General features: G+C 71.7%; 13 protein-coding genes, 1 tRNA gene, 1 rRNA gene and 1 pseudogene. 4 read left to right on the plus strand and 12 right to left on the minus strand.

Translation table 11 applies throughout. The features are described 5' to 3' along the window. Positions 1–95 precede the first annotated feature (95 nt). The 3 genes from ACZ7N4_RS17375 (at position 96) to ACZ7N4_RS17385 (ending at position 7049) form a co-directional block, all read left to right on the plus strand. A complete protein-coding gene (locus ACZ7N4_RS17375) occupies positions 96–5132 on the plus strand; it encodes an ATP-dependent helicase (protein WP_471359155.1) in 5037 nt (1678 codons plus the stop codon). Between the two features lie 155 nt (positions 5133–5287). After that, positions 5288–6133, plus strand: coding sequence for an Fpg/Nei family DNA glycosylase (locus tag ACZ7N4_RS17380; protein ID WP_471359156.1), 846 nt, complete (start codon positions 5288–5290; stop codon positions 6131–6133). A 151-nt stretch (positions 6134–6284) separates the two neighbouring features. Next, entirely contained in the window at positions 6285–7049 is a 765-nt protein-coding gene (locus tag ACZ7N4_RS17385; protein ID WP_471359157.1) for an SDR family NAD(P)-dependent oxidoreductase, read from the plus strand. A 367-nt stretch (positions 7050–7416) separates the two neighbouring features. Here the strand turns inward: ACZ7N4_RS17385 and ACZ7N4_RS17390 are convergent. From ACZ7N4_RS17390 to ACZ7N4_RS17430, 9 genes and pseudogenes are all read right to left on the minus strand, one after another. Continuing rightward, positions 7417–7881 (minus strand): annotated as a pseudogene (locus ACZ7N4_RS17390) (Dps family protein); the annotation flags it as partial. 213 nt (positions 7882–8094) lie between these two features. Then, positions 8095–8469 (minus strand): helix-turn-helix domain-containing protein, encoded by a 375-nt coding sequence (locus tag ACZ7N4_RS17395; protein WP_053666341.1) that lies wholly within the window; start codon positions 8467–8469, stop codon positions 8095–8097. A 109-nt stretch (positions 8470–8578) separates the two neighbouring features. Then, complete coding sequence (locus tag ACZ7N4_RS17400; RefSeq protein WP_471359158.1) at positions 8579–9124, minus strand: CinA family protein; 546 nt, start codon at positions 9122–9124, stop codon at positions 8579–8581. Beyond that, the gene (pgsA, locus tag ACZ7N4_RS17405) at positions 9121–9885 is read right to left on the minus strand and encodes a CDP-diacylglycerol--glycerol-3-phosphate 3-phosphatidyltransferase (RefSeq protein WP_471359159.1); all 765 of its coding nucleotides are present in this window, start codon (positions 9883–9885) and stop codon (positions 9121–9123) included. Before pgsA ends, ACZ7N4_RS17400 begins: the two co-directional genes overlap by 4 nt. Continuing rightward, positions 9882–11354, minus strand: a complete 1473-nt coding sequence (gene rimO / locus ACZ7N4_RS17410) for a 30S ribosomal protein S12 methylthiotransferase RimO (RefSeq protein WP_471359160.1) — start codon at positions 11352–11354, stop codon at positions 9882–9884. The genes pgsA and rimO overlap by 4 nt, the downstream gene beginning before the upstream one ends. A 96-nt stretch (positions 11355–11450) precedes the next feature. Further along, the gene (locus ACZ7N4_RS17415) at positions 11451–12293 is read right to left on the minus strand and encodes a helix-turn-helix domain-containing protein (protein WP_471359161.1); all 843 of its coding nucleotides are present in this window, start codon (positions 12291–12293) and stop codon (positions 11451–11453) included. A 282-nt stretch (positions 12294–12575) separates the two neighbouring features. Next, a complete protein-coding gene (locus ACZ7N4_RS17420; RefSeq protein WP_471359162.1) occupies positions 12576–15356 on the minus strand; it encodes a DNA translocase FtsK in 2781 nt (926 codons plus the stop codon). Between the two features lie 124 nt (positions 15357–15480). Next, on the minus strand, positions 15481–16161 hold the full coding sequence (locus tag ACZ7N4_RS17425; protein WP_471359163.1) for a response regulator: 681 nt from the start codon (positions 16159–16161) through the stop codon (positions 15481–15483). Between the two features lie 283 nt (positions 16162–16444). Continuing rightward, positions 16445–21910: a HAMP domain-containing protein gene (locus ACZ7N4_RS17430; protein WP_471359164.1), complete on the minus strand. Its 5466-nt coding sequence runs from the start codon at positions 21908–21910 to the stop codon at positions 16445–16447. Positions 21911–22322: 412 nt separating this feature from the next. Between ACZ7N4_RS17430 and ACZ7N4_RS17435 the strand changes: the two genes are divergently transcribed. Continuing rightward, a complete protein-coding gene (locus ACZ7N4_RS17435; RefSeq protein ID WP_471359165.1) occupies positions 22323–25082 on the plus strand; it encodes a SpoIIE family protein phosphatase in 2760 nt (919 codons plus the stop codon). A gap of 76 nt (positions 25083–25158) precedes the next feature. Here ACZ7N4_RS17435 and ACZ7N4_RS17440 read toward each other — a convergent pair. The 3 genes from ACZ7N4_RS17440 to rrf form a co-directional block, all read right to left on the minus strand. Next, positions 25159–25234, minus strand: a tRNA-Thr gene (locus ACZ7N4_RS17440). A gap of 84 nt (positions 25235–25318) precedes the next feature. Next, a complete protein-coding gene (locus ACZ7N4_RS17445; RefSeq protein ID WP_471359174.1) occupies positions 25319–25981 on the minus strand; it encodes a DegT/DnrJ/EryC1/StrS family aminotransferase in 663 nt (220 codons plus the stop codon). A 114-nt stretch (positions 25982–26095) separates the two neighbouring features. Continuing rightward, positions 26096–26182 (minus strand): 5S ribosomal RNA (rrf, locus tag ACZ7N4_RS17450); the annotation flags it as partial.

Below are 26182 nucleotides of genomic sequence, written 5' to 3' on the forward strand. Positions count from 1 at the left end.
GGCTTCCCACGCCCGGCCCCGCCGCACCCCCCTCTCTCCCCCGGCCGTTTGCGCAGGTCAGGACGATTGTCAGTGGGCGGGTGCAGGATGGACGCATGGTCAGCTCCGCACACCGAGCCCTCGACGGCTTCTCCCCCGCGACCCGCGGCTGGTTCACGGGGGCCTTCTCCGCGCCCACCGCGGCCCAGGCGGGCGCGTGGCAGGCCATCCGGGAGGGGTCGGACGTGCTGGTCGTCGCCCCGACCGGCTCGGGCAAGACGCTGGCCGCGTTCCTCGCCGCCCTGGACCAGCTGGCCTCGGCCCCGCCCCCGGCCGACCCGAAGAAGCGCTGCCGAGTGCTGTACGTGTCCCCGCTGAAGGCCCTGGCGGTGGACGTCGAGCGGAACCTGCGCAGCCCGCTGACCGGTATCCGCCAGGAGTCGGTGCGGCTGGGCATGCCCGAGCCCGAGGTCAGGGTCGGCATCCGGTCCGGCGACACCCCGGCCGCCGAGCGCCGCGCCCTGTCCACCCGCCCGCCGGACATCCTGATCACCACTCCCGAGTCGCTGTTCCTGATGCTGACGTCGGCCACGCGCGACGCGCTCACGGGCGTGGAGACGGTGATCCTGGACGAGGTGCACGCGGTCGCGGGCACCAAGCGCGGCGCGCACCTCGCGCTCTCGCTGGAGCGGCTGGACGAGCTGCTGCCGAAGCCCGCCCGCCGGATCGGCCTGTCGGCGACCGTCCGCCCGGTGGACGAGGTGGCCCGGTATCTGTCCCCGCGCCGCAAGGCGGAGATCGTCCAGCCGGAGTCCGGCAAGGAGTTCGACCTCTCCGTGGTCGTCCCGGTCGAGGACATGGGCGAGCTGGGCGGCTCCCCGGCGGCCGACGCGGCCGAGGGCGGGGAGCGGCCGTCGATCTGGCCGCAGGTGGAGGAGCGGATCACCGACCTGGTCCAGGCCCACCGGTCCACGATCGTCTTCGCCAACTCCCGCCGCCTGGCGGAGCGGCTGTGCAACCGGCTGAACGAGATCGCGTACGAGCGCGCGACCGGCGAGACGCTGGAGGAGCACCACTCCCCCGCCCAGCTGATGGGCGGCTCCGGCGCGGCCGCGGGCGCACCCCCGGTGATCGCCCGCGCGCACCACGGCTCGGTCTCCAAGGAGCAGCGCGCCCTGGTCGAGGAGGACCTGAAGGCCGGCCGGCTGCCCGCGGTGGTCGCCACCTCCAGCCTGGAACTCGGCATCGACATGGGTGCCGTAGATCTCGTCGTCCAGGTCGAGTCCCCGCCCTCGGTGGCCTCGGGTCTCCAGCGCGTGGGCCGCGCGGGACACCAGGTCGGCGCCGTCTCCACCGGTGTCGTCTTCCCGAAGTACCGGGGCGACCTGGTCCAGGCGGCCGTGGTCACCGAGCGGATGCGCTCGGGCGCGATCGAGTCCCTGAGGGTCCCCGCGAACCCGCTGGACGTGCTCGCGCAGCAACTGGTCGCCATGACGGCGCTGGACACCTGGCAGTTCGACGACCTGCTCGCCGTGGTCCGCCGCGCGGCCCCGTTCGCCTCGCTGCCGGAGTCGGCGTTCACGGCGGTCCTGGACATGCTCGCGGGCCGCTACCCGTCGGACGCGTTCGCGGAGCTGCGCCCGCGCGTGGTGTGGGACCGCGTGGCCGGCACGGTCACCGGCCGCCCCGGCGCCCAGCGCCTGGCCGTCACCTCCGGCGGCACCATCCCGGACCGCGGCCTGTTCGGCGTCTTCCTCGCCGGGTCCGACCCCAAGAAGGGCGGCGGCCGGGTCGGCGAACTGGACGAGGAGATGGTGTACGAGTCCCGCGTCGGGGACGTCTTCACGCTGGGCACGAGTTCCTGGCGCATCGAGGACATCACGCGCGACCGCGTCCTGGTGTCGCCCGCGCCGGGCGTGCCGGGCCGGCTGCCGTTCTGGAAGGGCGACCAGCTGGGCCGGCCGCTGGAGCTGGGCCGCGCGGTGGGCGCCTTCCTGCGCGAGGTCGGCGCCCTGTCCCGCGACGACGCGCGGCTCAGGCTGCTGGCGGCGGGCCTGGACGCGTGGGCGGCGGACAACGTGCTGTCGTACCTGGACGAGCAGCGGGAGTCCTGCGGCCATGTCCCGGACGACCGCACGATCGTCGTCGAGCGCTTCCGCGACGAGCTGGGCGACTGGCGGGTCGTCGTCCACTCCCCCTTCGGCGCCCAGGTCCACGCCCCCTGGGCGCTCGCCCTCGGCGCCCGGCTGTCCGAGCGGTACGGCATGGACGCGCAGGTCATGCACGCCGACGACGGCATCGTGCTGCGCCTGCCCGACGCCGATCTGATGGGCCTGGACCTGCTCGACCAGGAGCCGGTGAGGGGCGGCAGCGAGTACGACAGCGAGCAGGCACCGGTCGGCGCTGCCGACGTCGCCTTCGACAAGGGGGAAGTCGACCAGATCGTCACCGACCAGGTCGGCGGCTCGGCGCTGTTCGCCTCCCGGTTCCGCGAGTGCGCCGCCCGCGCGCTGCTGCTGCCGCGCCGCAACCCCGGCAAGCGCACCCCGCTGTGGCAGCAGCGCCAGCGGGCGGCCCAGCTGCTCCAGGTGGCGAGCGAGTTCGGCTCGTTCCCGATCGTCCTGGAGGCGGTCCGCGAATGCCTCCAGGACGTCTTCGACGTCCCCGGCCTGGTCGAGCTGATGGGGGACATCGAGTCCCGCAAGGTGCGCCTGGTCGAGGTCACCACCCCCGAGCCGTCCCCGTTCGCCCGCTCCCTGCTCTTCGGGTACGTCGCCCAGTTCCTGTACGAGGGCGACTCCCCGCTGGCCGAGCGGCGCGCCGCCGCGCTGTCCCTGGACTCGCGGCTGCTGGCCGAGCTGCTCGGTCAGGCGGAGCTGCGCGAACTGCTCGACGCCGAGGTGCTGACCGAGCTGGAACGCGAGCTGCAGTGGCTCGCCGAGGACCGCCGGGTCAAGGACGTGGAGGGCGCCGCCGACGTGCTCCGGCTACTCGGCCCGCTGACCGACGCGGAGCTGGTCGCGCGGGGCGCGGATCCGCAGTGGGCGCGGGAGCTGGCCGGGGCTCGCCGGGCCATCAGGGTGCGGATCGCGGGCGCCGACCACTGGGCGGCCGTCGAGGACGCGGGCCGGCTGCGCGACGCGCTCGGCACGGCGCTGCCGGTCGGTGTCCCCGAGGCGTTCACCGAGCCGGTCAAGGATCCGCTCGGTGATCTCCTCGCCCGGTACGCCCGTACCCACGGCCCGTTCACCTCGGCCACCGCGGCGGCCCGGTTCGGCCTGGGCGTGGCGGTCACCGAGGGTGCCCTGCAGCGGCTGGCCGCGGCCGGCCGGGTCGTGCAGGGCGAGTTCCACCCGGCGGGCATCGGCCAGGAGTGGTGCGACGCGGCCGTACTGCGCCGGCTGCGCCGCCGTTCCCTGGCGGCCCTGCGGCACGAACTGGAGCCCGTGCCGCCCGCCGCGCTCGCCCAGTTCCTGCCCCAGTGGCAGCACATCGGCAAGGGCCACGGAGTGCGGGGGATCGACGGACTGGTGCGTGCCGTCGAGCAGTTGCAGGGTGCGTCCGTGCCGGCCTCGGCGCTGGAGAAACTGGTCCTTCCCTCCCGCGTGGCCGGCTACACGCCCTCGATGCTGGACGAACTGACCGCCGCCGGCGAGGTGGTGTGGGCCGGCGCGGGTGCCCTGCCCGGCAAGGACGGCTGGGTCTCCCTCTATCTGGCGGACGCCGCCCCGCTGTTGCTCCCGGCGCCCCACCCGCTGGAGCTGACCGCGCTCCACCACTCCGTGCTCGACACCCTGTCGGGCGGCTACGGCCTGTTCTTCCGGCAGATCGCCGACCAGATCCGCGCCACCACGCACCCCGAGGCCACCGATCCCCAACTGGCCGACGCGCTGTGGGACCTGGCCTGGTCGGGCCGGCTCACCAACGACACGCTGGCGCCGATGCGCGCCCTGCTGGGCTCGGGCCGTACGGCGGGCTCGACCGCGCACCGTGCCAAGCGAGCCGTCCCGCGCGGTCGTTACGGTTCCCTGACGGCCGCCGCGCGCACCGCCTCCCGCACCGGCCCGCCGACCGTGGCCGGCCGCTGGTCACTGCTGCCGGCGGCCGAGCCGGACACCACGGTGCGCGCACACGCCCTGGCCCGCACGCTCCTGGACCGGCACGGCGTGGTCACCCGGGGCGCGGTCGCCGCGGAGGGCGTCGAGGGCGGCTTCTCGGCGGTGTACCGGGTGCTGTCGGTCTTCGAGGAGAGCGGCCAGGCCCGGCGCGGTTACGTGGTCGAGGGGCTGGGCGCGGCCCAGTTCGCGATGGACGGCGCGGTGGACCGGCTCCGCGCGGTGGCGAACGCCCGCGAGCGCACCGAGGGTCTGCCGGGCCCGGCCGGCCGGAACGGCTTCGGCGCCCCGGCCGCCGCCAACGGCTTCGCCGAGCCGGGGTTCCCGAACCCGTTCGACGTCATGGACGGCACCCCGCACGGCCACGCGTCCGCCGACGCCCCTGACACGGCCGACGGCGGTTTCGCCCACCCCGGCCTGGACGGCGACTTCACCTGGCCGCCGGAGGACGGACCCGCCGGCAACGGCTCCCGCGACCTCGCCGACCCCTTCGCCTCCCCCGGCTACGGCGGCCCCCGCGGCGGCGGACCCACCCGCCACGGCTCGCCCGCCCCGTACGGCTCCGCCCCCTACAACGCCGCCCCCTACGGCCGGGCGCCGCACCGCGGCTACGGCAACGGCCGCACGGGCGGCACCCCCGCCTCCGACCCCCGCGCCGTCGTCCTCGCCGCGGCCGACCCCGCGAACGCCTACGGCTCCGCGCTGCCCTGGCCGGAGCCGCCGACCGGAGCCGGGCACAAGCCCGGCCGCAAGGCGGGTTCGCTGGTCGTCCTGGTGGAGGGCGAGCTGACGCTGTACATGGAGCGCGGAGGCAAGACGCTGCTGGCCTGGCCCACCACGCCGGACGCCGCGGCGGCGGACGACGCCCGCCTGCGTACGGCAGCCGAGGCGCTGGCCGGGGCGGCCCGCGCGGGCTCGCTCGGCACGGTCACGGTCGAACGGATCAACGGCGCCCAGGCCCTGACCTCCCCCATAGGCGCCCTGCTGGAGGCGGCGGGATTCGTGGCGACACCGCGCGGCCTGCGCCTGAGAACATGACCGGCCACGGCCCGTGAGCACCCCCAGGCGTCCGCCGGGCGTGCGGGGTGGAGTCTCCTCGGCGGACGGTCGGTGAGGTGGGACCGCCCGGTGGTCCGCCGACTTCACCTCACCGCCACCCCTCACCCCGCGCCCCACCGTGGCACCCTGGACGCATGCCCGAAGGTGACACGGTCTGGCAGGCCGCGCGGCGGCTGCACGACGCCCTCGCGGGCAAGCCGCTGACCCGCAGCGACTTCCGCGTGCCGAAGTACGCGACGGTCGACCTCAGCGGCCGTCGGGTGCTGAACACCATCCCGCGCGGCAAGCACCTGCTCACCCGGTTCGAGGGCGGCCTGACCCTGCACACCCATCTGCGCATGGAGGGCGCCTGGAAGGTGTTCGGCACGGGTGAGCGCTGGCGGGGCGGCCCGGCGCACCAGATCCGGGCGGTGCTCGGCACCGTCGACCGCACGGCCGTCGGCTACCGCCTCCAGGTCCTGGAGCTGCTGCGCACCACCGAGGAGGAGCGGGTCGTCGGCCACCTGGGCCCCGATCTGCTCGGCCCGGACTGGGATCCCGAGCGCGCGCTGGCCAACCTCCTCGCGGACCCCGCCCGCGAACTGGGCGAGGCGCTGCTGGACCAGCGCAATCTGGCCGGCATCGGCAACGTCTACAAGAGCGAGCTCTGCTTCCTGCTCGGCGTGACTCCGTGGCTGCCGGCCGGCGCGCTCCCCGCGGACCGCGCGGAGAAGCTGCCCGGTCTGGCCAAGCGGCTTCTGGAGATGAACCGTGACCGTCCGGTCCGGCAGACCACCGGCCTGCACCGCTACGACCTGTTCGTCTACGGCCGCGCGCCCCGCCCCTGCCTGCGCTGCCACACTCCCGTCCGGGTGGCCGACCAGGGCGACGGCACCCAGGAGCGCCCCACTTACTGGTGCCCCACCTGCCAGTCCGGTCCCGCTCCCGCACCAGGCGCACCCCAACGCTGGCGCGACAAATACCCCCGCCGCACCGGCTGACCACCCACCCCCGCCCCGGCCGGGACGGAACCCGTGCCCGCACTGCCGCCCCTCTCCGGCTGACGGCCCGCGCTCCCCATCCGATCCAGGACTCAAGCCGGCCGCGCCAAACAATTGACGGACCGTCAGAATCGCTCGTACCGTCGCCGGCATGGCCCTCACCGCGTACGACCTCAGCGGACGCACCGCCTTCGTGACCGGAGCCGCCGGCGGGATCGGGCGGGCGTGCGCCGTCCTGCTCGCCGAGGCGGGGGCGGCGGTGCACTGTGCCGACCGGGACGCGGACGGCCTGGAGGGCACGGCCGCGCTGGTCGAGGAGCGCGGCGGCACGGCCCGGGTCCACGTCCTCGACGTCACCGACCGGGACCGGACCGGCGAGGCGGTCCGGTCCTGTGAGCGACTGGACGTACTGGCGGCGATCGCCGGGATCATGCACAGCAGTCCGGTGCTGGAGACCCGGGACGAGGATCTCGACCGGGTGCTGAACGTCAACTTCAAGGGAGTGCTGTACGCCTGCCAGGAGGCGGCCCGCCTGATGCTGGCCCGGGGCACCCGCGGCAGCATCGTCACCATGGCCTCGGGCGCGGTCGACACCGGCGGTGCCGGGCTGCTCTGCTACGGCGCGGCGAAGGCGGCCGTGGTGCAGCTGACGAAGACGCTGGCCACCGAGGTCGGTCCGCACGGCATCCGGGTCAACGCGGTCGCGCCGGGCTGGATCCGCACTCCCATGACCGACCGTCACGACCGTGCGGCGCAGGCGCACACCGAGGCCGCGATGACCCGGCTGACCCCGCTCGGCCGGGTCGGCGTACCGGACGATGTCGCGCACGCGGTGCTGTATCTCGCCTCGGACGCCTCGGCCTTCACGACGGGTCAGATACTTCGCCCGAACGGGGGCGTGGCGATGCCCTGGTGACGTCCCCGTCCCGCCAGGCGGCCGGCGGGCCCCCCAACGGACCGGCCCCCGTCGCGTGTCCCTTCGGTACACAGTGCACCGGCAGCAGGCTCAGCCCCCACCCGCCGGTCACGACGGCCGCTTCCACCACGCCCGGGCCGTCGCCCACGGCTAGCCGCAGCACGGCCCACCACCACACCGCCCCGGCTCCGAGCGCGATCGTCCGGCGCACTGTCCGCCCCACCATGCCCGCCACCACCTCCAGCCGGACGCTAGACCGTCGCCTGTCCCGCGCGGGAGGCGCACCACGGGCTCACCGATGCAACACCGGCCCACCCGGCATCGGGGGGGGGGGGCGTCCCGGGCGCCGCCCGCGAGGGCGTTTTGTGTTTTCCGTCCGGAACATCCAGTGGTGCTTCTCCAGGTCGGCGGTGATCGCGATCAGCAGGTCCTGGGACACGGCGTCCGGCTCCCCGGTCGCCTCCACCCGCTCGCGCATGCGGGTGATGACCGAGCCGAGTGCGTCCACCATCGCCCCGACCGCGTCCGTGTCCTTGATCCATCCCGCCGGAGTGGTCTTGATGCCGCTGCCGGAGGCCACCGTGGCGGCGCGCCCGTCGGGCGGTACGCCCAGCGCGGAGGCCCGCTCGGCCACCGTGTCCGAGTGGGTGCGGGCGGAGGCGACGACCTCGTCGAGCTGGAGGTGTATGGAGCGGAAGCGGGGGCCGACGATGTTCCAGTGGATCTGCTTGGCGGCCAGGGCGAGGTCCACCAGGTCGACCAGGGCGCCCTGCAGGGCCTCCGCCACGGTCTTCAGATCCGCGTCCGCCAACGGGCTCTTCACGACGTACATCCGCTTCCTCCGGTGTTTCGGCGCCGTCACGTCCTCCCACGATGACCGCACCACGCGGTACCGGCAAACGGGCGCACAGCGGGAGGAACGGGGCGGAAAACCTCGGAGAGCGGCAAAAGACGGCAAAAAGCCACGGCCGGCTCGTCCAGGTCTTCCTGGAGGAGCCGGCCGTGGCTTCAGTCGTTTCGGGTTCTCAGGCCGCGCGGGCGTGTGTCACGCGGCGACCACGTCCACCGCTTCCGCGGGCGCCTTGATGGTCACCCGTTCCGGTGGCACACCGGTCACCGACACGGAACCCAGCATCGGTCGGACCGGCGTGGGCACGGGCTCGGTGGCCGCGGCGGACTGGGCCAGTTCGGCGAGCGCCAGCTCGTCGCTCACTTCCCGCATGAGTTCCGACATCCGTACGTCCAGCGCGTCGCAGATGGCGGCGAGCAGCTCGGAGGAAGCCTCCTTCTGCCCCCGCTCCACCTCGGAGAGATAGCCGAGTGAGACTCGGGCGGACGAGGAGACTTCGCGCAGAGTACGGCCCTGGCGTTGGCGCTGCCGACGCAGCACGTCACCCAGCAGGCGACGGAGCAGAATCATCGGTGGCTCCCTCCTCGGACCGCGTAGCCGCATCCTTCTCGCCCCACCGTACCGCCTTGCGCCGCGGCCGTGCGGGGAGCGATGTCGTGTTCACTCAGGGCTGCAAACATCAAAACCCCCCGTTCCGTTCCGTATCCTGTGCCCGCTCATTCCCAGTCTGTTCGTCCGCAAGCTGCTCCAGGAGCACTGCGAGTACGCTCCGTACACTCTCCATACGAATTTCCGCACGGCCGCCGTTCAACCGCAGAGCCTCGACTTTTCCGCCACCGGCAGAACCGGCCCGTGCGGTGTGGGGGCCGTCGACGGCCACGAAGACGGTCCCGACGGGCTTTCCGTCCTGCGGGTCCGGGCCGGCGACCCCGGTGGTCGCGATGCCCCAGTCGGCACCCAGCGCCTTGCGTACTCCGGCCGCCATCTGGGCCGCGACCTGCGGATCCACCGCTCCGCTCTGGGCCAGCAGGGTGGCGTCGACGCCCAGCAGCTCGTGCTTCAGCTCGGTGGCGTAGGCGGTGACCGAGCCCCGGAACACCCGGGAGGCGCCGGGGACTCCGGTGATCTCCGCCGCCACCAGGCCACCGGTCAGCGACTCCGCGACGGCGAGGGTCTCGCCCCTCACGGTCAGTAGTCGCACCAGTTCGGTGGCCGGAGAACTCACGCTTCCTTCTCCTCCAACGCCGCGGCGCGCTCGGCGATTCCCCGCCGGCGCAGCACAATGGCTTGTCTTACGTAGTCGAGGCCGGTCACGACCGTGAGGACGACCGCCACGGCCATCACCCAGAACCTCATGGTGGCCAGCCACCCCGTCAATGCCAGGACGTACATCCCGACGGCCACGCCCTGGGTGAGCGTCTTCAGCTTGCCGCCCCGGCTGGCGGGGATCACGCCGTAGCGAATGACCAGAAAACGCAGCAGGGTGATGCCGAGTTCCCGGCCGAGGATGACCCCCGTCACCCACCACGGCAGATCGCCGAGACCCGACAGACAGATGAGCGCCGCACCCATGATCGCCTTGTCGGCGATGGGGTCGGCGATCTTCCCGAAGTCGGTGACCAGGTTGTAGGTGCGGGCCAGATGCCCGTCGAACAGATCGGTGATCATGGCGACGGCGAAGGCCGCCCAGGCGAGGGAGCGCCAGGCCGGGTCGTAGCCGCCGTCCGCCAGCATCAGGGCCACGAAGCCGGGGACCAGGAGCAGCCGGAGCATCGTCAGCAGATTGGCGACGTTCCAGACGCTCGCCTGGTTGACGGCCGCGGCCGCGATCTTCCCGCCCCGCGCGGGCTTGCCGCCGCTCTCGGGGGCCGTGGCCGGACCCGAAGCAGAACCGGAGACCTCGGACCGGGCGCCGTCGACGGCCGGCCCCCGGGCGCCGTGCGCGCCGGAGGAGCCGCCCGCGGCGGATGCCGGGACTCCGGTCATCTGCCCGCCTCCTCACTACACGCGAGCGAGCCGGTCAGCGGCTCGGCCACCAGGTCGACACCTTCCGTACCGACCACCTTCGCCTCGACCATACGTCCGACGGTCAGGCCCTCGCCGCTCGTGAGGAGCACCTGGCCGTCGGTCTCCGGCGCCTGGTGCGCGGCACGGCCGTGGACGCCCTCCTCCTCGTCCACGGACTCCACCAGGACCCGCAGGGTCTCGCCGACACGCTCCTCGGCGCGCTGCGAGACCAGTTCCTCGGCGAGCCGGGAGATGTGGGCCAGGCGCTCGGCGACGACGTCCTCGTCCAGCTTGTTGTCGTACGTCGCCGCTTCCGTGCCCTCCTCGTCGGAGTAGCCGAAGACACCGATGGCGTCCAGCCGGGCGCCGTTCAGGAAGCGCTCCAGCTCGCCGAGGTCGGACTCGGTCTCGCCGGGGAAGCCGACGATGAAGTTGGAGCGCACGCCGGCCTCGGGTGCCTTGCTCCGGATGGTGTCGAGCAGCTCCAGGAACCGGTCGGTGTCGCCGAAGCGGCGCATGGCGCGCAGCACGTCGGGCGCGGAGTGCTGGAAGGACAGGTCGAAGTACGGGGCGACCTTGGGGGTGGAGGTCAGGACGTCGATGAGGCCCGGGCGCATCTCGGCCGGCTGGAGGTAGCTCACCCGGACCCGCTCGATGCCGTCGACCTCGGCCAGCTCCGGCAGCAGGGACTCCAGCAGGCGGATGTCGCCCAGGTCCTTGCCGTAGGAGGTGTTGTTCTCGGAGACCAGCATGATCTCCTTCACGCCCCGCTCGGCAAGCCAGCGGGTCTCGTTCAGGACATCGCTGGGGCGGCGGGAGATGAAGGAGCCGCGGAAGGAGGGGATGGCGCAGAAGGAGCAGCGCCGGTCGCAGCCGGAGGCCAGCTTGACCGAGGCGACCGGGGAGCCGTCGAGCCGGCGGCGCAGGGGCGCGCGGGGGCCCGAGGCCGGAGCGAGACCCTCCGGGAGGTCGGCCGGGGCGTGCCCGGGCAGCGCCACCGAGGCGGCCGACTCCTGGCGGTCGGCCGGGCTGATCGGCAGCAGCTTGCGCCGGTCGCGCGGGGTGTGGGCGGCGTGGATGCCGCCGGACAGGATGGTCTGCAGGCGGTCGGAGATGTCCGTGTAGTCGTCGAAACCGAGCACGCCGTCGGCCTCGGGCAGCGCCTCGGCCAGTTCCTTGCCGTACCGCTCGGCCATGCAGCCCACCGCCACGACGGCCTGGGTTCTCCCGTGGCCCTTGAGGTCGTTCGCCTCCAGCAGGGCGTCGACGGAGTCCTTCTTCGCGGCCTCGACGAAGCCGCAGGTGTTTACCACGGCGACGTCGGCGTCCGCGGCGTCCTCGACGAGCTGCCAGCCGTCCGCCTCCAAACGGCCTGCGAGCTCTTCGGAGTCCACCTCGTTACGAGCGCAGCCGAGAGTGACGAGTGCGACGGTACGGCGTTCAGGCATGGGCTCAAGACTACTTTGTCTCACTGACAGCCCACGTCGACGGGGTTGGCCGATTGTGGCCGACTCCGTCACATCCCGGTCCGCCGGGGCGGCCCGTCAGCCCGCCACCGGGTCGCCCTTCGTGTAGGTGAGGCGCTCGACCGCGCCGGGCCGGAAGGTGTCCTCGATCTTCTTGCCGTTGACGTACAGCTCGATCGCGCCCGCGTCGCCGAGGATCAGGTTGATCTTGGAGCTGTCCTGGAAGGTCTTGGACTGGCCCTTCTTCAGCAGCCCGTCGAAGAGCATCCGGCCGTTGTGGTCCTTGGCCGAGATCCAGCTGCGTCCGTTCGGCGCGCTGACCTGGACGGTGACCTTGTCCTGGGGTGCGGCGGCGATGGCGCTGTCGGAGGGCTCGCCGGTCGGCTCGGCGGTCTTGTTCTTCTTCGGGGTGGGTACGGCGGACTTGCCGCCGCTGGCCGGGGTGCCCTCGGCGACCTGGGACTTCGAGTCGCCGGAGTCGTCGCCGCCCTTGAACGCGGTGAACCCGACGAACCCGATCACGACGACGATCGCGGCGACCATGGCCGCGGTCCAGTTCGGGCCGCGCCGCTCGGGCCGGATCCGCTCCGCCTCGAACAGGGGTGCGGCGGGGGTGGGCGCGGGCCGGCCGCCGTGCTCGGCGTCGTACCGTTCGATCAGCGGGCCCGGGTCGAGGCGGACGGCCCGGGCCAGCGTGCGGATGTGGCCCCGGGCGTACACGTCACCGCCGCAGGGGGTGAAGTCGTCCGCCTCGATGGCGTGCACGATGGCGATACGGACACGAGTGGCACTGCTGACCTGTTCCACGGTGAGCCCGGCCGCGATCCGCGCCTGCTGGAGGGCGCGGCCCACGGAGGGTCGGGCTTCCTGGGACTCGTCTGGGAACGGACGCTCGTCTTCAGGGGAGTTGCCGATGGACACGGGGGGCGCCTTTCGAGCGTGTAGCCACCTGTGCTGGAAGCTCAGTCTAGGGGGGGTACGAAAGGGTGGGGCAACCGGACAGTAGGACTTTGTACACCGTCGGACCGGCCGGACAATCCGATGGTTTGACAGGCAGGTACCCCATGATGAGGCCCGTAGCTGTCCTTTCGCTCAACTGGACGTACGACGGACGGAAACGGTTGCTCACAGATCTCTAACGGGTGGGTCACGGCGATCCCGCCACCCGGCGTAACCCGCTTCCGCCGAACGGCCCTTCGCCCCTCACCCCTCAGACTCCCCTCGAATGACGGCGAGCACGCCGTCCAGGTCGTCGGGTTTCACCAGAACGTCACGCGCCTTGGATCCCTCGCTCGGTCCCACGATGTTGCGGGACTCCATGAGGTCCATGAGCCGTCCGGCCTTGGCGAAGCCGACGCGCAGCTTGCGCTGGAGCATGGAGGTCGACCCGAACTGCGTGGAGACGACCAGCTCGGCCGCCTGGCACAGCAGGTCGAGGTCGTCGCCGATGTCCTCGTCGATCTCCTTCTTCTGCTTGGTGCCCACGGTGACGTCGTCCCGGAAGACCGGCGCCATCTGGTCCTTGCAGTGCTGGACGACGACCGCGACCTCCTCCTCGGTCACGAACGCGCCCTGCATACGGGTCGGCTTGTTCGCGCCCATCGGCAGGAACAGACCGTCGCCCTTGCCGATCAGCTTCTCGGCGCCGGGCTGGTCGAGGATGACCCGGGAGTCGGCGAGCGAGGAGGTGGCGAAGGCCAGCCGCGAGGGCACGTTCGCCTTGATCAGACCGGTGACGACGTCCACGGACGGGCGCTGGGTGGCGAGCACCAGGTGGATGCCGGCCGCGCGCGCGAGCTGCGTGATGCGCACGATCGCGTCCTCGACGTCCCGCGGGGCCACCATCATCAGGTCGGCCAGCTCGTCCACGATCACCAGCAGGTACGGGTACGGCTGCAGCTCCCGCTCGCTGCCCTCGGGCGGCTTGACCTTGCCCTCGCGCACCGCGCGGTTGAAGTCGTCGATGTGCCGGTAGCCGTAGGCGGCCAGGTCGTCGTACCTGAGGTCCATCTCGCGGACCACCCACTGCAGCGCCTCGGCGGCCCGCTTGGGATTGGTGATGATCGGCGTGATCAGGTGCGGGATGCCCTCGTAGGCGGTCAGCTCGACGCGCTTGGGGTCGACCAGGATCATCCGGACGTCCTCCGGGGTCGCCCGCATCATGACCGAGGTGATCAGGCAGTTGATGCAGGACGACTTGCCGGAACCGGTGGCACCGGCGACCAGCATGTGCGGCATCTTCGCCAGCGAGTGCATGACGTACCCGCCCTCGACGTCCTTGCCGAAGGCGACCAGCATCGGATCGTCGTCCTCGGCGGACTCCGCGAGCCGCAGGACGTCGCCGAGGTTGACCATCTCCCGGTCGGTGTTCGGGATCTCGATGCCCACCGCCGACTTGCCGGGGATGGGGCTGATGATCCGCACGTCCGGGCTGGCGACGGCGTACGCGATGTTCTTGGTCAGCGCGGTGATCCGCTCGACCTTCACGGCGGGACCCAGCTCGACCTCGTAACGGGTGACCGTCGGGCCGCGGGTGAAGCCGGTGACGGCCGCGTCGACCTTGAACTCGGTGAAGACCTGCGTGAGCGAGGCGACGACCGCGTCGTTGGCGGCGCTGCGCGCCTTGCCCGGGCCGCCGCGCCGGAGGAGGTCCAGGGAGGGCAGCGCGTAGGTGATGTCGCCGGAGAGCTGGAGCTGCTCCGCGCGCGCGGGCAGGTCGCGGGGCTGCTCCGGGGCCTTCTTGGTCAGGTCCGGCACGGCCTTGGTCAGGTCCGGTACGGGCTTGGTCGGGTCGGGTACGGCCCCGGTCCTCGACTTCCCCTGCTTGGGCCGGGCGGCCGGGACCGGCGTCGGCGCGGGTTCCGCCCCGGGAGCGGGCACCGGAGTGGTGTCCTCGCGCTCGCCCGCGCTCACCCCCTGGGTGAGGTCGGCGACGAGCGGGGACGGCGGCATGCCGTGCAGCACGGCGCCGTCGAGCGAGGCCGCGGCGGCCGCGGCGACGTCCACGGCGTCCGGGTGGCGCTGCGGGTCCGGCTGGGGCACCGCGGAGCGCCTGGGGCGCCCACGGCGCTGCGAGAGGGCCTCCTCCTCGGCGCGCTCCGGATCGTACGCCGGAGGGGCGCTGGAGCGTCTGCGGGGGCGCGCGGGTGTCGCCTCGCGCCACTGCTCGTCGTAGCCCTCCCCGTCCTCGACGAGCCAGTCCTCCTCGGGGTCGCGCAGCACGCCGAGGTGGACACCGAGCGTCCGCAGCCGCTGCGGGATGGCGTTGACCGGGGTCGCGGTCACCACCAGCAGTCCGAAGACCGTCAGCAGCACGAGCAGGGGTACGGCGAGCACCTCGCTCATCGTGAAGGTCAGCGGAGTCGCCGCCGCCCAGCCGATGAGGCCGCCGGCGTCCCTTATGCCCTGCATGCCCGCGCTGCGCGCGGGTGAGCCGCAGGCGATGTGGACCTGGCCGAGCACGCCGATGACGAGCGCGGACAGGCCGATCACGATCCGCCCGTTGGCCTCCGGCTGCTCCGGGTGCCGGATGAACCGTACGGCGATCACCGCGAGCAGTATCGGCACGAGCAGGTCGAGCCGGCCGAAGGCGCCGGTGACCAGCATCTCGACCAGGTCGCCGACGGGCCCGCGCAGGTCCGCCCAGGTGCCGGCGGCGACGATCAGGGCCATGGCGAGCAGCAGCAGCGCGACGCCGTCCTTGCGGTGGGCCGGGTCGAGGTTCTTCGCGCCCTGCCCTATGCCGCGGAAGACGGCGCCGACGGCGTGCGCGAGGCCGAGCCAGAGGGCGCGCACCAGCCGGTACACGCCCCCGGTGGGGCTGGACACCGGCCTCGGCGGCGGGACCTTCCTCGCCGCGGCCTTCTTGGCGGGCGCCCGCTTGGCCGGTGCCTTCTTCGCGGCGGCCTTCCTCGCCGGAGCCTTCGCGGGAGCCGCCGCCTTCTTGGCGGGCTGCTTCTTGGCTGCGGAGGGACGTGAGGCCATGGGTGTGAGGTTACCGGGGGAGACGACAGCGGACACGTGTGCCCACAGCTTCACCCGTTCGTGTCGTGCCTGCCGAGGCACGGAACTGACGCACACTCATCCGCAACTGCCGCCCCCTCGCGGGTCAGTTCTGCGAGGGCAGCGAGGCCCCGGCGCCGCCCGAGCCCGGCTCCAGGGCGTCGAGGGCGCGGCGCAACCCGGTCAGTTTGCGCTCCAGGTGGGCTGCCGTGGCCACCGCCGCCGCGTCCGCGGAGTCGTCGTCCAGCTGCTTGGACAGCGCCTCCGCCTGCTCCTCGACGGCCGCGAGCCGCGCGGACAGCTCGGCGAGCAGCCCGGCCGACTCCTTGCCGGCGACACCGCCCCTGCCACCGCCCTCCAACTGGAGCCGCAGCAGCGCCGCCTGCTCCCTCAGCTGGCAGTTCTTCATGTACAGCTCGACGAAGACCGAGACCTTCGCGCGCAGCACCCACGGGTCGAAGGGCTTGGAGATGTAGTCCACCGCGCCCGCCGCGTAGCCCCGGAAGGTGTGGTGCGGACCGTGGTTGATCGCCGTGAGGAAGATGATCGGGATGTCCCGGGTCCGCTCCCGCCGCTTGATGTGCGCGGCCGTCTCGAACCCGTCCATGCCCGGCATCTGGACATCCAGCAGAATGACCGCGAAATCGTCCGTGAGCAGCGCTTTGAGCGCTTCCTCCCCGCTCGATGCCCGCACCAGCGTCTGATCGAGCGCAGAGAGGATGGCCTCCAGCGCCAGCAGATTCTCCGGCCGGTCATCGACCAGGAGGATCTTGGCCTTCTGCACCATGGCCCGCCCTCCTCGCCCCGGCGGTACACCGGGCGCCGCCCCAGGGGACGACTCCCTTTCGCCGCCCGTCCTTGTGCCGGTCATCGTAGCCGCACCCCGCCCGTCGCCACACCCTGTCACCGCGATGTCACTGTGCACGAACCGGAAACGCGGCGGGACCCCGGATGGTTCCCGGAATCCGGGATTCCCGCGTGTTCCCGGCCTCCATCATGCAGCAACTCCCGAGACCCGCCGGAGGTTCCCCCGGCGTCCGCGTCCCGCCCGGCCGTACCGCTCGCCGTGTTCACTCCGCCCTCATCCACTGACCCATCACCGACAGCAGGTGATCGGGGTCGACCGGCTTGGTGACGTAGTCGGAGGCGCCCGACTCGATCGCCTTCTCCCGGTCGCCCTTCATCGCCTTCGCGGTGAGCGCGATGATCGGCAGGCCCGCGAACTGCGGCATCCTGCGGATCGCGGTGGTCGTCGCGTACCCGTCCATCTCGGGCATCATGATGTCCATCAGAACGACCGCCACGTCGTCGTGCTGCTCCAGCACCTCGATGCCCTCCCGGCCGTTCTCGGCGTACAGCACCGACAGGCCGTGCTGTTCCAGGACGCTGGTGAGCGCGAACACGTTGCGGATGTCGTCGTCCACGATCAGCACCTTCTCGCCGCCGAACCGCCGCGCGCTGCCCTGCTGCGGGGCGTGGTCCTGCTCCGGGACGGCCGCCCACTGCTCGGCCCGCTGCCCCTCCTCCGGCAGGCTGCGCCGCCGGCGCCGGAAGAGCGCGGCCGGCCCGTTCTGCGTCTCCTGGTACGACTTCACCTCGGGCGGCATCTCGATCTCCGCCGCGGACAGCTCCGAGGACAGGCGCGCCTCGGAGGCCGAGGCGACCAGGTCGCCGGCCTCCAGCGCGGGCAGCGACTGCTGGTAGCCCTGCGGCGGCAGCTCGCTGGGGTGCAGCGGCAGGTAGAGCGTGAACGTCGAGCCGCGGCCCGGTTCGCTCTGCGCGTGGATCTCACCGCCGAGCAGCTGCGCGATCTCCCGGGAGATCGACAGGCCGAGCCCGGTGCCGCCGTACTTGCGGCTGGTGGTGCCGTCGGCCTGCTTGAACGCCTCGAAGATCACCCGCATCTTGCTGGCCGCGATGCCGATGCCGGTGTCGGTCACCGAGAACGCGATCAGCTCCCCGTCCGGCACCCTCAGCGAACCGGCCTCCAGCAGCTGCTCCCGGATGGACTGCGGCACGTCCGCGCCGGCGGGCCGGATCACCAGCTCCACCGACCCGGAATCGGTGAACTTCACCGCGTTGGACAGCAGGTTGCGCAGCACCTGCAACAGTCGCTGCTCGTCGGTGTGCAGGGTGGCCGGCAGCTCCGGGGAGACCCGTACGGACAGGTCCAGACCCTTCTCCGCGGTCAGCGGCCGGAAGGTGGCCTCGACGTAGTCCACGAGCTGGACGAGCGCGATACGCGTCGGCGAGACGTCCATCTTGCCCGCCTCGACCTTCGACAGGTCCAGGATGTCGTTGATCAGCTGCAGCAGGTCGGAGCCGGCGCCGTGGATGGTCTCGGCGAACTCCACCTGCTTCGGCGAGAGGTTGCCCTCGGCGTTGTCCGCGAGCAGCTTCGCCAGGATGAGCAGCGAGTTCAGCGGGGTGCGCAGCTCGTGCGACATGTTGGCGAGGAACTCGCTCTTGTAGCGCATGGAGACCGCGAGCTGCTCGGCGCGCTCCTCCAGGACCTGCCGCGCCTCCTCGATCTCGGTGTTCTTCACCTCGATGTCCCGGTTCTGCCGGGCCAGCAGCTCGGCCTTCTCCTCCAGCTCGGCGTTGGACGCCTGCAGCGCCTTCTGCCGGTTCTCCAGCTCGGCCGACCGCTCCCGCAGCTGCTCGGTCAGCTCCTGCGACTGCTTGAGCAGCTTCTCGGTCTTGGTGTTGACCGAGATGGTGTTGACGCTGGTCGCGATCATCTCGGCGATCTGGTTGAGGAAGTCCTTCTGGATGTGCGTGAAGGGCGTGAAGGACGCCAGCTCGATCACGCCGAGCACCTTGCCCTCGAACAGCACCGGCAGCACGATCACCTGCGCGGGCGGCGCCTCGCCGAGCCCGGAGGAGATCTTCAGGTAGCCGCTGGGCGCCCGGTCCACCAGGATCGTGCGCTTCTCCTCGGCGGCCGTGCCGATCAGGGCCTCACCGGGCCGGAACGACGTCGGCATGGAGCCCATCGAGTAGCCGTACGAACCCAGCATCCGCAGCTCGTAGTCGTCCTCACCGGTGCCGACGCCCTTGCCCTCCATCAGCGGCATCGCCAGGAAGAACGCGCCGTGCTGCGCGGACACCACCGGCGTCAGCTCGCTCATGATCAGCGAGGCGACGTCCTCCAGGTCCCGGCGGCCCTGCATGAGGGCGGAGATACGCGCCAGGTTGCCCTTGAGCCAGTCCTGCTCCTTGTTGGCGATCGTCGTGTCGCGCAGGTTGGCGATCATCTTGTTGATGTAGTCCTGCAGCTCCTGGATCTCGCCGGACGCGTCCACGTCGATCTTCAGGTTCAGGTCGCCCCGGGTCACCGCGGTCGCCACGCGCGCGATGGCCCGCACCTGCCGGGTCAGGTTCCCGGCCATCTCGTTCACGGACTCGGTCAGGTCCCGCCAGGTGCCGTCGACGTCCCGCACGCGCGCCTGACCGCCCAGCTGGCCTTCCGTACCCACCTCGCGGGCCACGCGCGTGACCTCCTCGGCGAAGCTGGACAGCTGGTCAACCATCGTGTTGATCGTCGTCTTCAGCTCGAGGATCTCGCCCCGGGCGTCAATGTCGATCTTCTTGGTCAGGTCGCCCTTGGCGATGGCCGTGGTCACCATGGCGATGTTGCGCACCTGGCCGGTCAGGTTGGACGCCATCTGGTTCACCGACTCGGTGAGGTCCTTCCAGGTGCCGGCCACACCGGGCACATGCGCCTGGCCGCCCAGGATGCCGTCCGTGCCCACCTCGCGGGCCACCTTGGTGACCTGGTCGGCGAAGGAACTCAGGGTCTTCACCATGGTGTTGATGGTGTCGGCGAGCTGCGCGACCTCACCGCGCGCCTCGATCGTCACCTGCCGCGTCAGGTCACCGTTGGCGACGGCCGCGGCCACCTGCGAGATGTTCCGCACCTGCATGGTCAGGTTGTTGGCCATCAGGTTGACGTTGTTGCTGAGGTCCTTCCAGATACCGGTCACACCCGGCACGTGCGCCTGGCCGCCCAGGATGCCCTCGGTGCCCACCTCACGGGCCACCCGGGTCACCTGCTCGGCGAAACTGGACAGCTGGTCGACCATCGTGTTGACCGTCGTGACGAGCTCGAGGATCTCGCCCTTCGCGTCAACAGTGATCTTCTTCGACAGGTCGCCCTTGGCGACCGCCGTGGTGACCTCGGCGATGTTGCGCACCTGGATGGTCAGGTTGTTCGCCATGAAGTTCACGGACTGCGTGAGGTCCTTCCAGGTGCCGGAGACACCCTGCACCTCGGCCTGACCGCCGAGGATGCCCTCCGTGCCCACCTCACGGGCCACGCGCGTGACCTCCTGGGCGAACGACGACAGCTGGTCCACCATCGTGTTCAGCGTGTTCTTCAGCTCCAGGATCTCCCCGCGGGCGTCCACGGTGATCTTCTGGGAGAGGTCACCGCGCGCCACCGCCGTGGCGACCTGCGCGATGTTGCGCACCTGGGCCGTCAGGTTGCCGGCCATGCCGTTCACGGAGTCCGTCAGGTCCCGCCACACACCGGCGACACCGGGCACCTGCGCCTGCCCGCCGAGGCGGCCCTCCGTACCCACGTCACGCGCGACCCGTGTCACCTGGTCGGCGAAGGCGGACAGCTGATCAACCATGGTGTTGATCGTGTTCTTCAGCTCGAGGATCTCGCCGCGCGCGTCGACGTCGATCTTCTGCGACAGGTCACCGCGCGCCACGGCCGTCGTCACCTGGGCGATCTGCCGCACCTGCGACGTCAGGTTGCCGGCCATGAAGTTGACGGAGTCCGTCAGCTCCTTCCAGGTACCGGAGACGCCGTCCACCCGGGCCTGACCGCCCAGCCGGCCCTCCGTACCCACGTCCCGGGCCATCCGCGTGACCTGGTCGGCGAAGCTTGACAGCTGGTCCACCATCGTGTTCACGGTGTTCTTCAGCTGGAGCATCTCACCGGACACGTCCACGGTGACCTTCTGCGACAGGTCGCCGTTGGCCACCGCCGTGGTCACCTGGGCGATGTTGCGCACCTGCCCGGTGAGGTTCCGGAACGCGGTGTTGACGGAGTCCGTCAAGTCCTTCCAGGTACCGGCGGCCCCCGGCACCTGCGCCTGGCCGCCCAGCTCGCCCTCGACACCGATCTCCCGCGCGACGCGCGTCACCTCGGCACCGAACGCGGACAGCTGGTCCACCATCCCGTTGACGGTGTTCTTCAGCTCCAGCATCTCGCCGGCCACGTCCACGGTGACCTTCTGCGACAGGTCACCGCTGGCCACCGCCGTCGTCACGGCGGCGATGTCCCGCACCTGCGTGGTCAGGTTCCTGAAGACCGTGTTGACGGAGTCCGTCAGGTCCTTCCACGTCCCCGCCGCGCCCGGCACGTTCGCCTGTCCGCCCAGCCGGCCCTCCGCGCCGACCTCGTTCGCCACCCGCGTGACCTCGTCGGCGAAGATCCGCAGCGTCTCGGTCATCTGGTTGATCGTCTCGGCGAGCTGCGCCACCTCCCCGCGCGCGGGGACGGTCACCTTCTGCGACAGGTCACCGTTGGCGACAGCGGTCGTGACCTGCGAGATCCCCCGCACCTGCGCGGTCAGGTTGCCCGCCATCGTGTTGACGGAGTCGGTCAGCTCCTTCCACACGCCGGCCACCCCGGGCACCTGCGCCTGACCGCCCAGGATGCCCTCGGTGCCCACCTCCCGGGCCACCCGGGTCACCTCGGAGGAGAAGGACGACAGCTGGTCCACCATCGTGTTGACGGTGTTCTTCAGCTCCAGCATCTCGCCGGCGACATGGACGGTCACCTTGCGCGACAGGTCGCCCTTGGCGACCGCCGTGGTCACCAGCGCGATGTCCCGCACCTGCGCGGTCAGCCGGTACGCCATCGTGTTGACGGACTCGGTCAGGTCCTTCCACGACCCGGACATACCGCGCACCCGGGCCTGACCGCCGAGCTTGCCCTCGGTGCCGACCTCACTGGCCACGCGCGTGACCTCGTCCGTGAACGTCGACAACTGGTCGACCAGGTTGTTCACGGTCCGGCCGACCTTCAGGAACTCACCCCGCAGGGGATGGCCCGTACCGTCGTCCTGCGCCTGCGTCCGCAGCTCCATCCGCGGCGACAGATCACCGTCGGCGACCGCCGTGAGCACCCGGCTGACCTCGGAGACCGGCCAGACAAGATCGTCCACGAGCGCGTTGGAGTGCTCGATGGCCGTCGCCCAGGAGCCCTCGCAGGCCCCCGTCTCCAGCCGCTCCGTGAGCTTTCCCTCACGCCCCACCATGCGCCGCACCCGCGCCAGCTCACCGGTCAGGTGCAGATTCCGGTCGGCCACCTCGTTGAAGACGGCCGCGATCTCCGACATCACGCCGTCACCGGACACCGTGAGCCGCTTGCGGAAGTTCCCGTCCCGCATCGACACGAGAGCCGCCAGCAGCCGGTTCAGGGCAGCCGTGTCCACGGCGGTGGTACCGCCGCTCCTGCCCAGGGACGGTCCGCCTTTCGCGCGCGTCTTCGTGCCTCGCGTCGCCGCGCCAGACTCCACTGTGTCCCTCCCGGAGGGGTAGACCGTTACTGCTGTGCTCGGCCGCTTCGGCCCCGGCGTGCCGGTCATCGGCATACCGGTTACTTCCGCGTACCGGTTACTGCTGCGTATATCCGCCAGACGGGATCAGGCCACATCCAGGGGCTGCTGCCCGCCGTACACGGAACCCAAGCAGCCCGACCCGACCTCCGTCAGAAGCCTGCCCAGTGTTTCACCCCGGCCCAACCAGGCCATAACAGTTCGGCAGCTTCGCACATCGTCCGCACACCCTGGGGGCGTAAACACCTGCGACCGGCATCCGCTCGGACCGCGAAGGTAAGTAACCTTGCATGCGGCTGTCCAGCCGCACCGGTCCGACCGGCCTGGGCGGTGGCACGAGTACCAGCGGGCATCGGAGGGGCGGCCGGACACCATGACCACCGGACTGATCCCCGGGGGACAGCCCCCGGAGCCACAGCCGACCGGCGAGCCGATGCCGCAGCAGCGGCGCGAGCCGCCCGGCCAGGCAGCCCCGCACGTCGACAACCGGCCGAGGAGTTCTGTGATCACCGCGCGCGCGGCCGCCAGTTTCGAGCCCGTCGGGCGATCGGTCGCGACCGCCCGGTCCTTCGTCCGCGACACCCTCCAGGGCTGGGGGTTCGCCGACATCGTCGACGACGCCGTCGTCCTCACCAGCGAACTGGTGACCAACGCCGTCGTCCACGCGGGCACGCACGCGGACGTGCTGTGCCTGCGCACCGAGGACGGCGTGCGCATCGAGGTCTCCGACCGCTACCCCGAGCGTGAGGTCCCGCTCCAGAACTCCCCCGCCACCATGGGCAGCCCCGACCGCGAGGGCGGCCGCGGCCTCCAGCTGTGCGCGGCCCTGGCCACCCGCTGGGGCGTGGACTACACCCCCACCCACAAGAACGTCTGGTTCCAGCTCAACCTGCCCGAGCGCCCGGTCGGCACCCGCGCCGCCGGCCCCGCACTCCCCGCCGACCTGCTGCCCCTGGCCGACGGCCGGGTCCGCGTCGCCGTCCTCCAGGTCGACCGGAAGGGCGGCATCAGCGCCTGGAACGAGGACGCGGAGGAACTGTTCGGCTACCCGGCGGGCGACGTCATCGGCAAGCCCCTCACCGACCTGGCCGCCTGGCCGCACACCCCCGGCACCGGCACCGGCATCGCCGAGGCCTTCCAGCTCTCCCGCTGGGAGGGCACCTACGGCATCCGCGGCGCCGACGGCCGGGTGGCCCAGGTCTACGCCTCCCACCTCAGGGTCCGCGACACCGGGGGCGAGCCCTCCACCGTCTGCCTCCTGGTCCGCGACCACGAACGCGCCGTCCTGCAGACCCCGTCCCGCGTCCCGGCGACCGACCAGAGCCAGTCCTCCGACGGGCAGAGCACCGACCCCTTCGAACTCTTCATCGGCTCCCCCGCCCCTGACGACCTCGACGGTCTGCTCCAGCGCACGGTGGAACGCGCCCGCGACATGCTCGACGGCGACTCCGCCTTCCTGCTGCTCGCCACGGACGACGAGACGGAACTGGAGGTCCGCGCCTCCACCGGCCTGCCCTCCGCCCGCCAGCGCTTCGCACGCGTTCCCGTCGAGGCGGGCCCCGGCCGCTACGGCTCCGCCCGCATGCCCGCCGTCCACGACGACCTCACCGCCGTACCGGGTGCCGTACCGCTGCTCGCCGGCACCGGCATGCGTTCGGTCGTCACCGTCCCCCTGAAGGTGGAGGGCCGCCTCACCGGCTCCCTCGGCGTCGCGGCGGAAGCGCCCGGCCGGTACACCAACGAGGAGGCGCTGCGCCTGCAGTTCGCCGCCGACCGCATCGCGCTGGCCGTCGAGTCCGCCCGCCTCGGCGAACTCGAACGGCTGCGCCGCGGCTCCCTGAGCTTCCTGGTCGAGGCCTCCGACCTGCTGGCCGGCACCCTGGACCGGGACCAGACCCTGGCCCTCATGGCCCAGATGACGGTCCCCACCCTGGCCACCTGGTGCGCGGTGTACACCATCGCCGACCAGGCGTCCGAGCCGTACCTGTCGTACGTCCTGCACGAGGACGAGGAACTCATCGACGGCATCAAGTCGTTGCTGTCGAAGATCCCCGCGCCCGACCCGGTACCGACGCCGGGCGCCCGCGTGTGGACGACCCCCGGCGAGGTCGCCCACCAGGCCGCCCTGCGCAGCTCCATGCGCAGCCTCGGCCTGGCCGGCGGCCCCACCCACCAGGTCGCCTCCCGCATCGGGCCGACGCTCGCGACGGCGTCCGCGGTCGGTGGCGAGACGGTCGTCCTGCCGCTCGTCGCCCGCAACCGCGTCATCGGCATGCTGACCCTCGGCAAGCCCACCGACGAACACTTCCGCCAGGAGATCCTGGAACTCGCCGAGGACCTGAGCCGCCGGGCCGCCCTCGCCCTGGACAACGCCCGCCTGTACTCGGAGCGCACGGCCATCAGCCAGTCCCTCCAGCGCAGCCTGCTCCCCCCGGGCCTGCCGCAGATCGACGGCGTCGAGGTCGAGGTCATCTACCGCGCGGCCGGCGAGGGCAACGAGGTCGGAGGCGACTTCTACGACCTCTTCCCCATCGGCAACGGCGCGTACGGCTTCGCCATCGGCGACGTCTGCGGTACGGGCCCCAACGCCGCGGCGGTCACCGGCCTGGCCCGGCACGCCCTGCGCCTGCTGGCCCGCGAGGGCCTGTCCGGCCCGGCCGTGCTGGAGCGCCTGAACTCCGCCATCCTCGACGAGGGCGACCGCAGCCGCTTCCTGACCCTGCTCTACGGCGAGATGCGCCCGCAGGACGACGGCAGCGCCGAGCTGAAGGTGGTCTGCGCCGGCCATCCCCTGCCGCTGCGCCTGCGCCAGGACGGCACGGTGATGGCCGCGGCCGAGCCGCAGCCGCTGCTGGGCGTCATCGAGGACCTGGAGCTGTACGAGGAGACGGTCACCCTCGACCCCGGTGACGTGCTGCTCTGCGTCACGGACGGCGTCACCGAACGCCGGGAGGGCACGCGCATGCTGGGCGACGACGGCCTCGCCGACGTCCTGACCACGTGCACGGGGCTGACGGCGGGCGCGGTCGCGGCACGCATCATGCGCGCGGTGGAGCGTTTCGCCTCGGACGCCCCGTCCGACGACATGGCGATTCTGGCGATGCGGGTGCCGGGAATCCACAAGGAGTCCTGAGAGAGCCCCGGGGGAAACCCGGAGCGGCCCGGTGAAGCACGAAAAGGCCCCACCCGGAAGGGTGAGGCCTTTTTGCTGGAGCCCCCAAACGGAATCGAACCGTTGACCTTCTCCTTACCATGGAGACGCTCTACCGACTGAGCTATAGGGGCCTGTCGTTTTCGAGGTTTCCCTCGCGGCGACGAAGAAACTGTACCCCGAAGACGCCCTGGTTCCCAAATTCGTTCGCTGCCCGGTCAGAAGGCGGCTTGAAGCAGGCCGCCGAGGGCGTTGCACGCGGACACGACGCGGTGCATCTCCCGCTTGGTGAGCCCGGCGTCCACGGGCAGCGCGAGCGTCTCATCGGCGGCCCGCTCGGTCTCCGGCAGCGACACGTACCGGCGGAACTCCGGCAGCCGGTGCACGGGCGTCTTCACCGGCACCCGGCACTCGACTCCCTTGGCCCGCAGCGCCCTTGCGAAGGCGTCCCGGTCCGGCCGGCCGTTCCCCGGTACCCGCACGACGTACTGCTGATAGGTGTGCCCGTCCCCGCCGTCCGGCGTCCGTACGCCCTTCAGCCTGGCGTCGAGATAGGCGGCCCGCTGCCTGCGCTGCGCCATCTCGTCGTAGGGCGTCTCGGACTCGCCCTGTTCCAGCACCAGCAGCCCGTGCCGCTGCCCGAGCGCGTGCAACCGCGCGACGTCGGCGTGCCGTCCGAAGCGGTGTACGGCAACGACCGCGGCGGTACGGGAGGTTACGGCCGCCTCGACCGCGACGGGATCGAGGCAGTAGGTCACCGGGTCTATGTCGGCGAACACCGGGAGCGCTCCCGCCAGGGTCACGGCCTCGGCGACCTCGACGTTCCCGAAGGCCGGTACGACGACCTCGTCACCGGCTCCCACGCCGGCGGCCCTGAGCATTGCTGCAGTACCCATGTCTGGATGCTGTGCCCGCAACGTGAACGACACGTTACGCACAACAGAAAAAGGCCGGACCCCGAACCGAAGTTCAGGATCCGACCTTTGTCAAAATTTGTTCGGCGGCGTCCTACTCTCCCACAGGGTCCCCCCTGCAGTACCATCGGCGCTGTGAGGCTTAGCTTCCGGGTTCGGAATGTAACC

It is taken from the genome of Streptomyces sp. NPDC107654, from assembly GCF_055639035.1.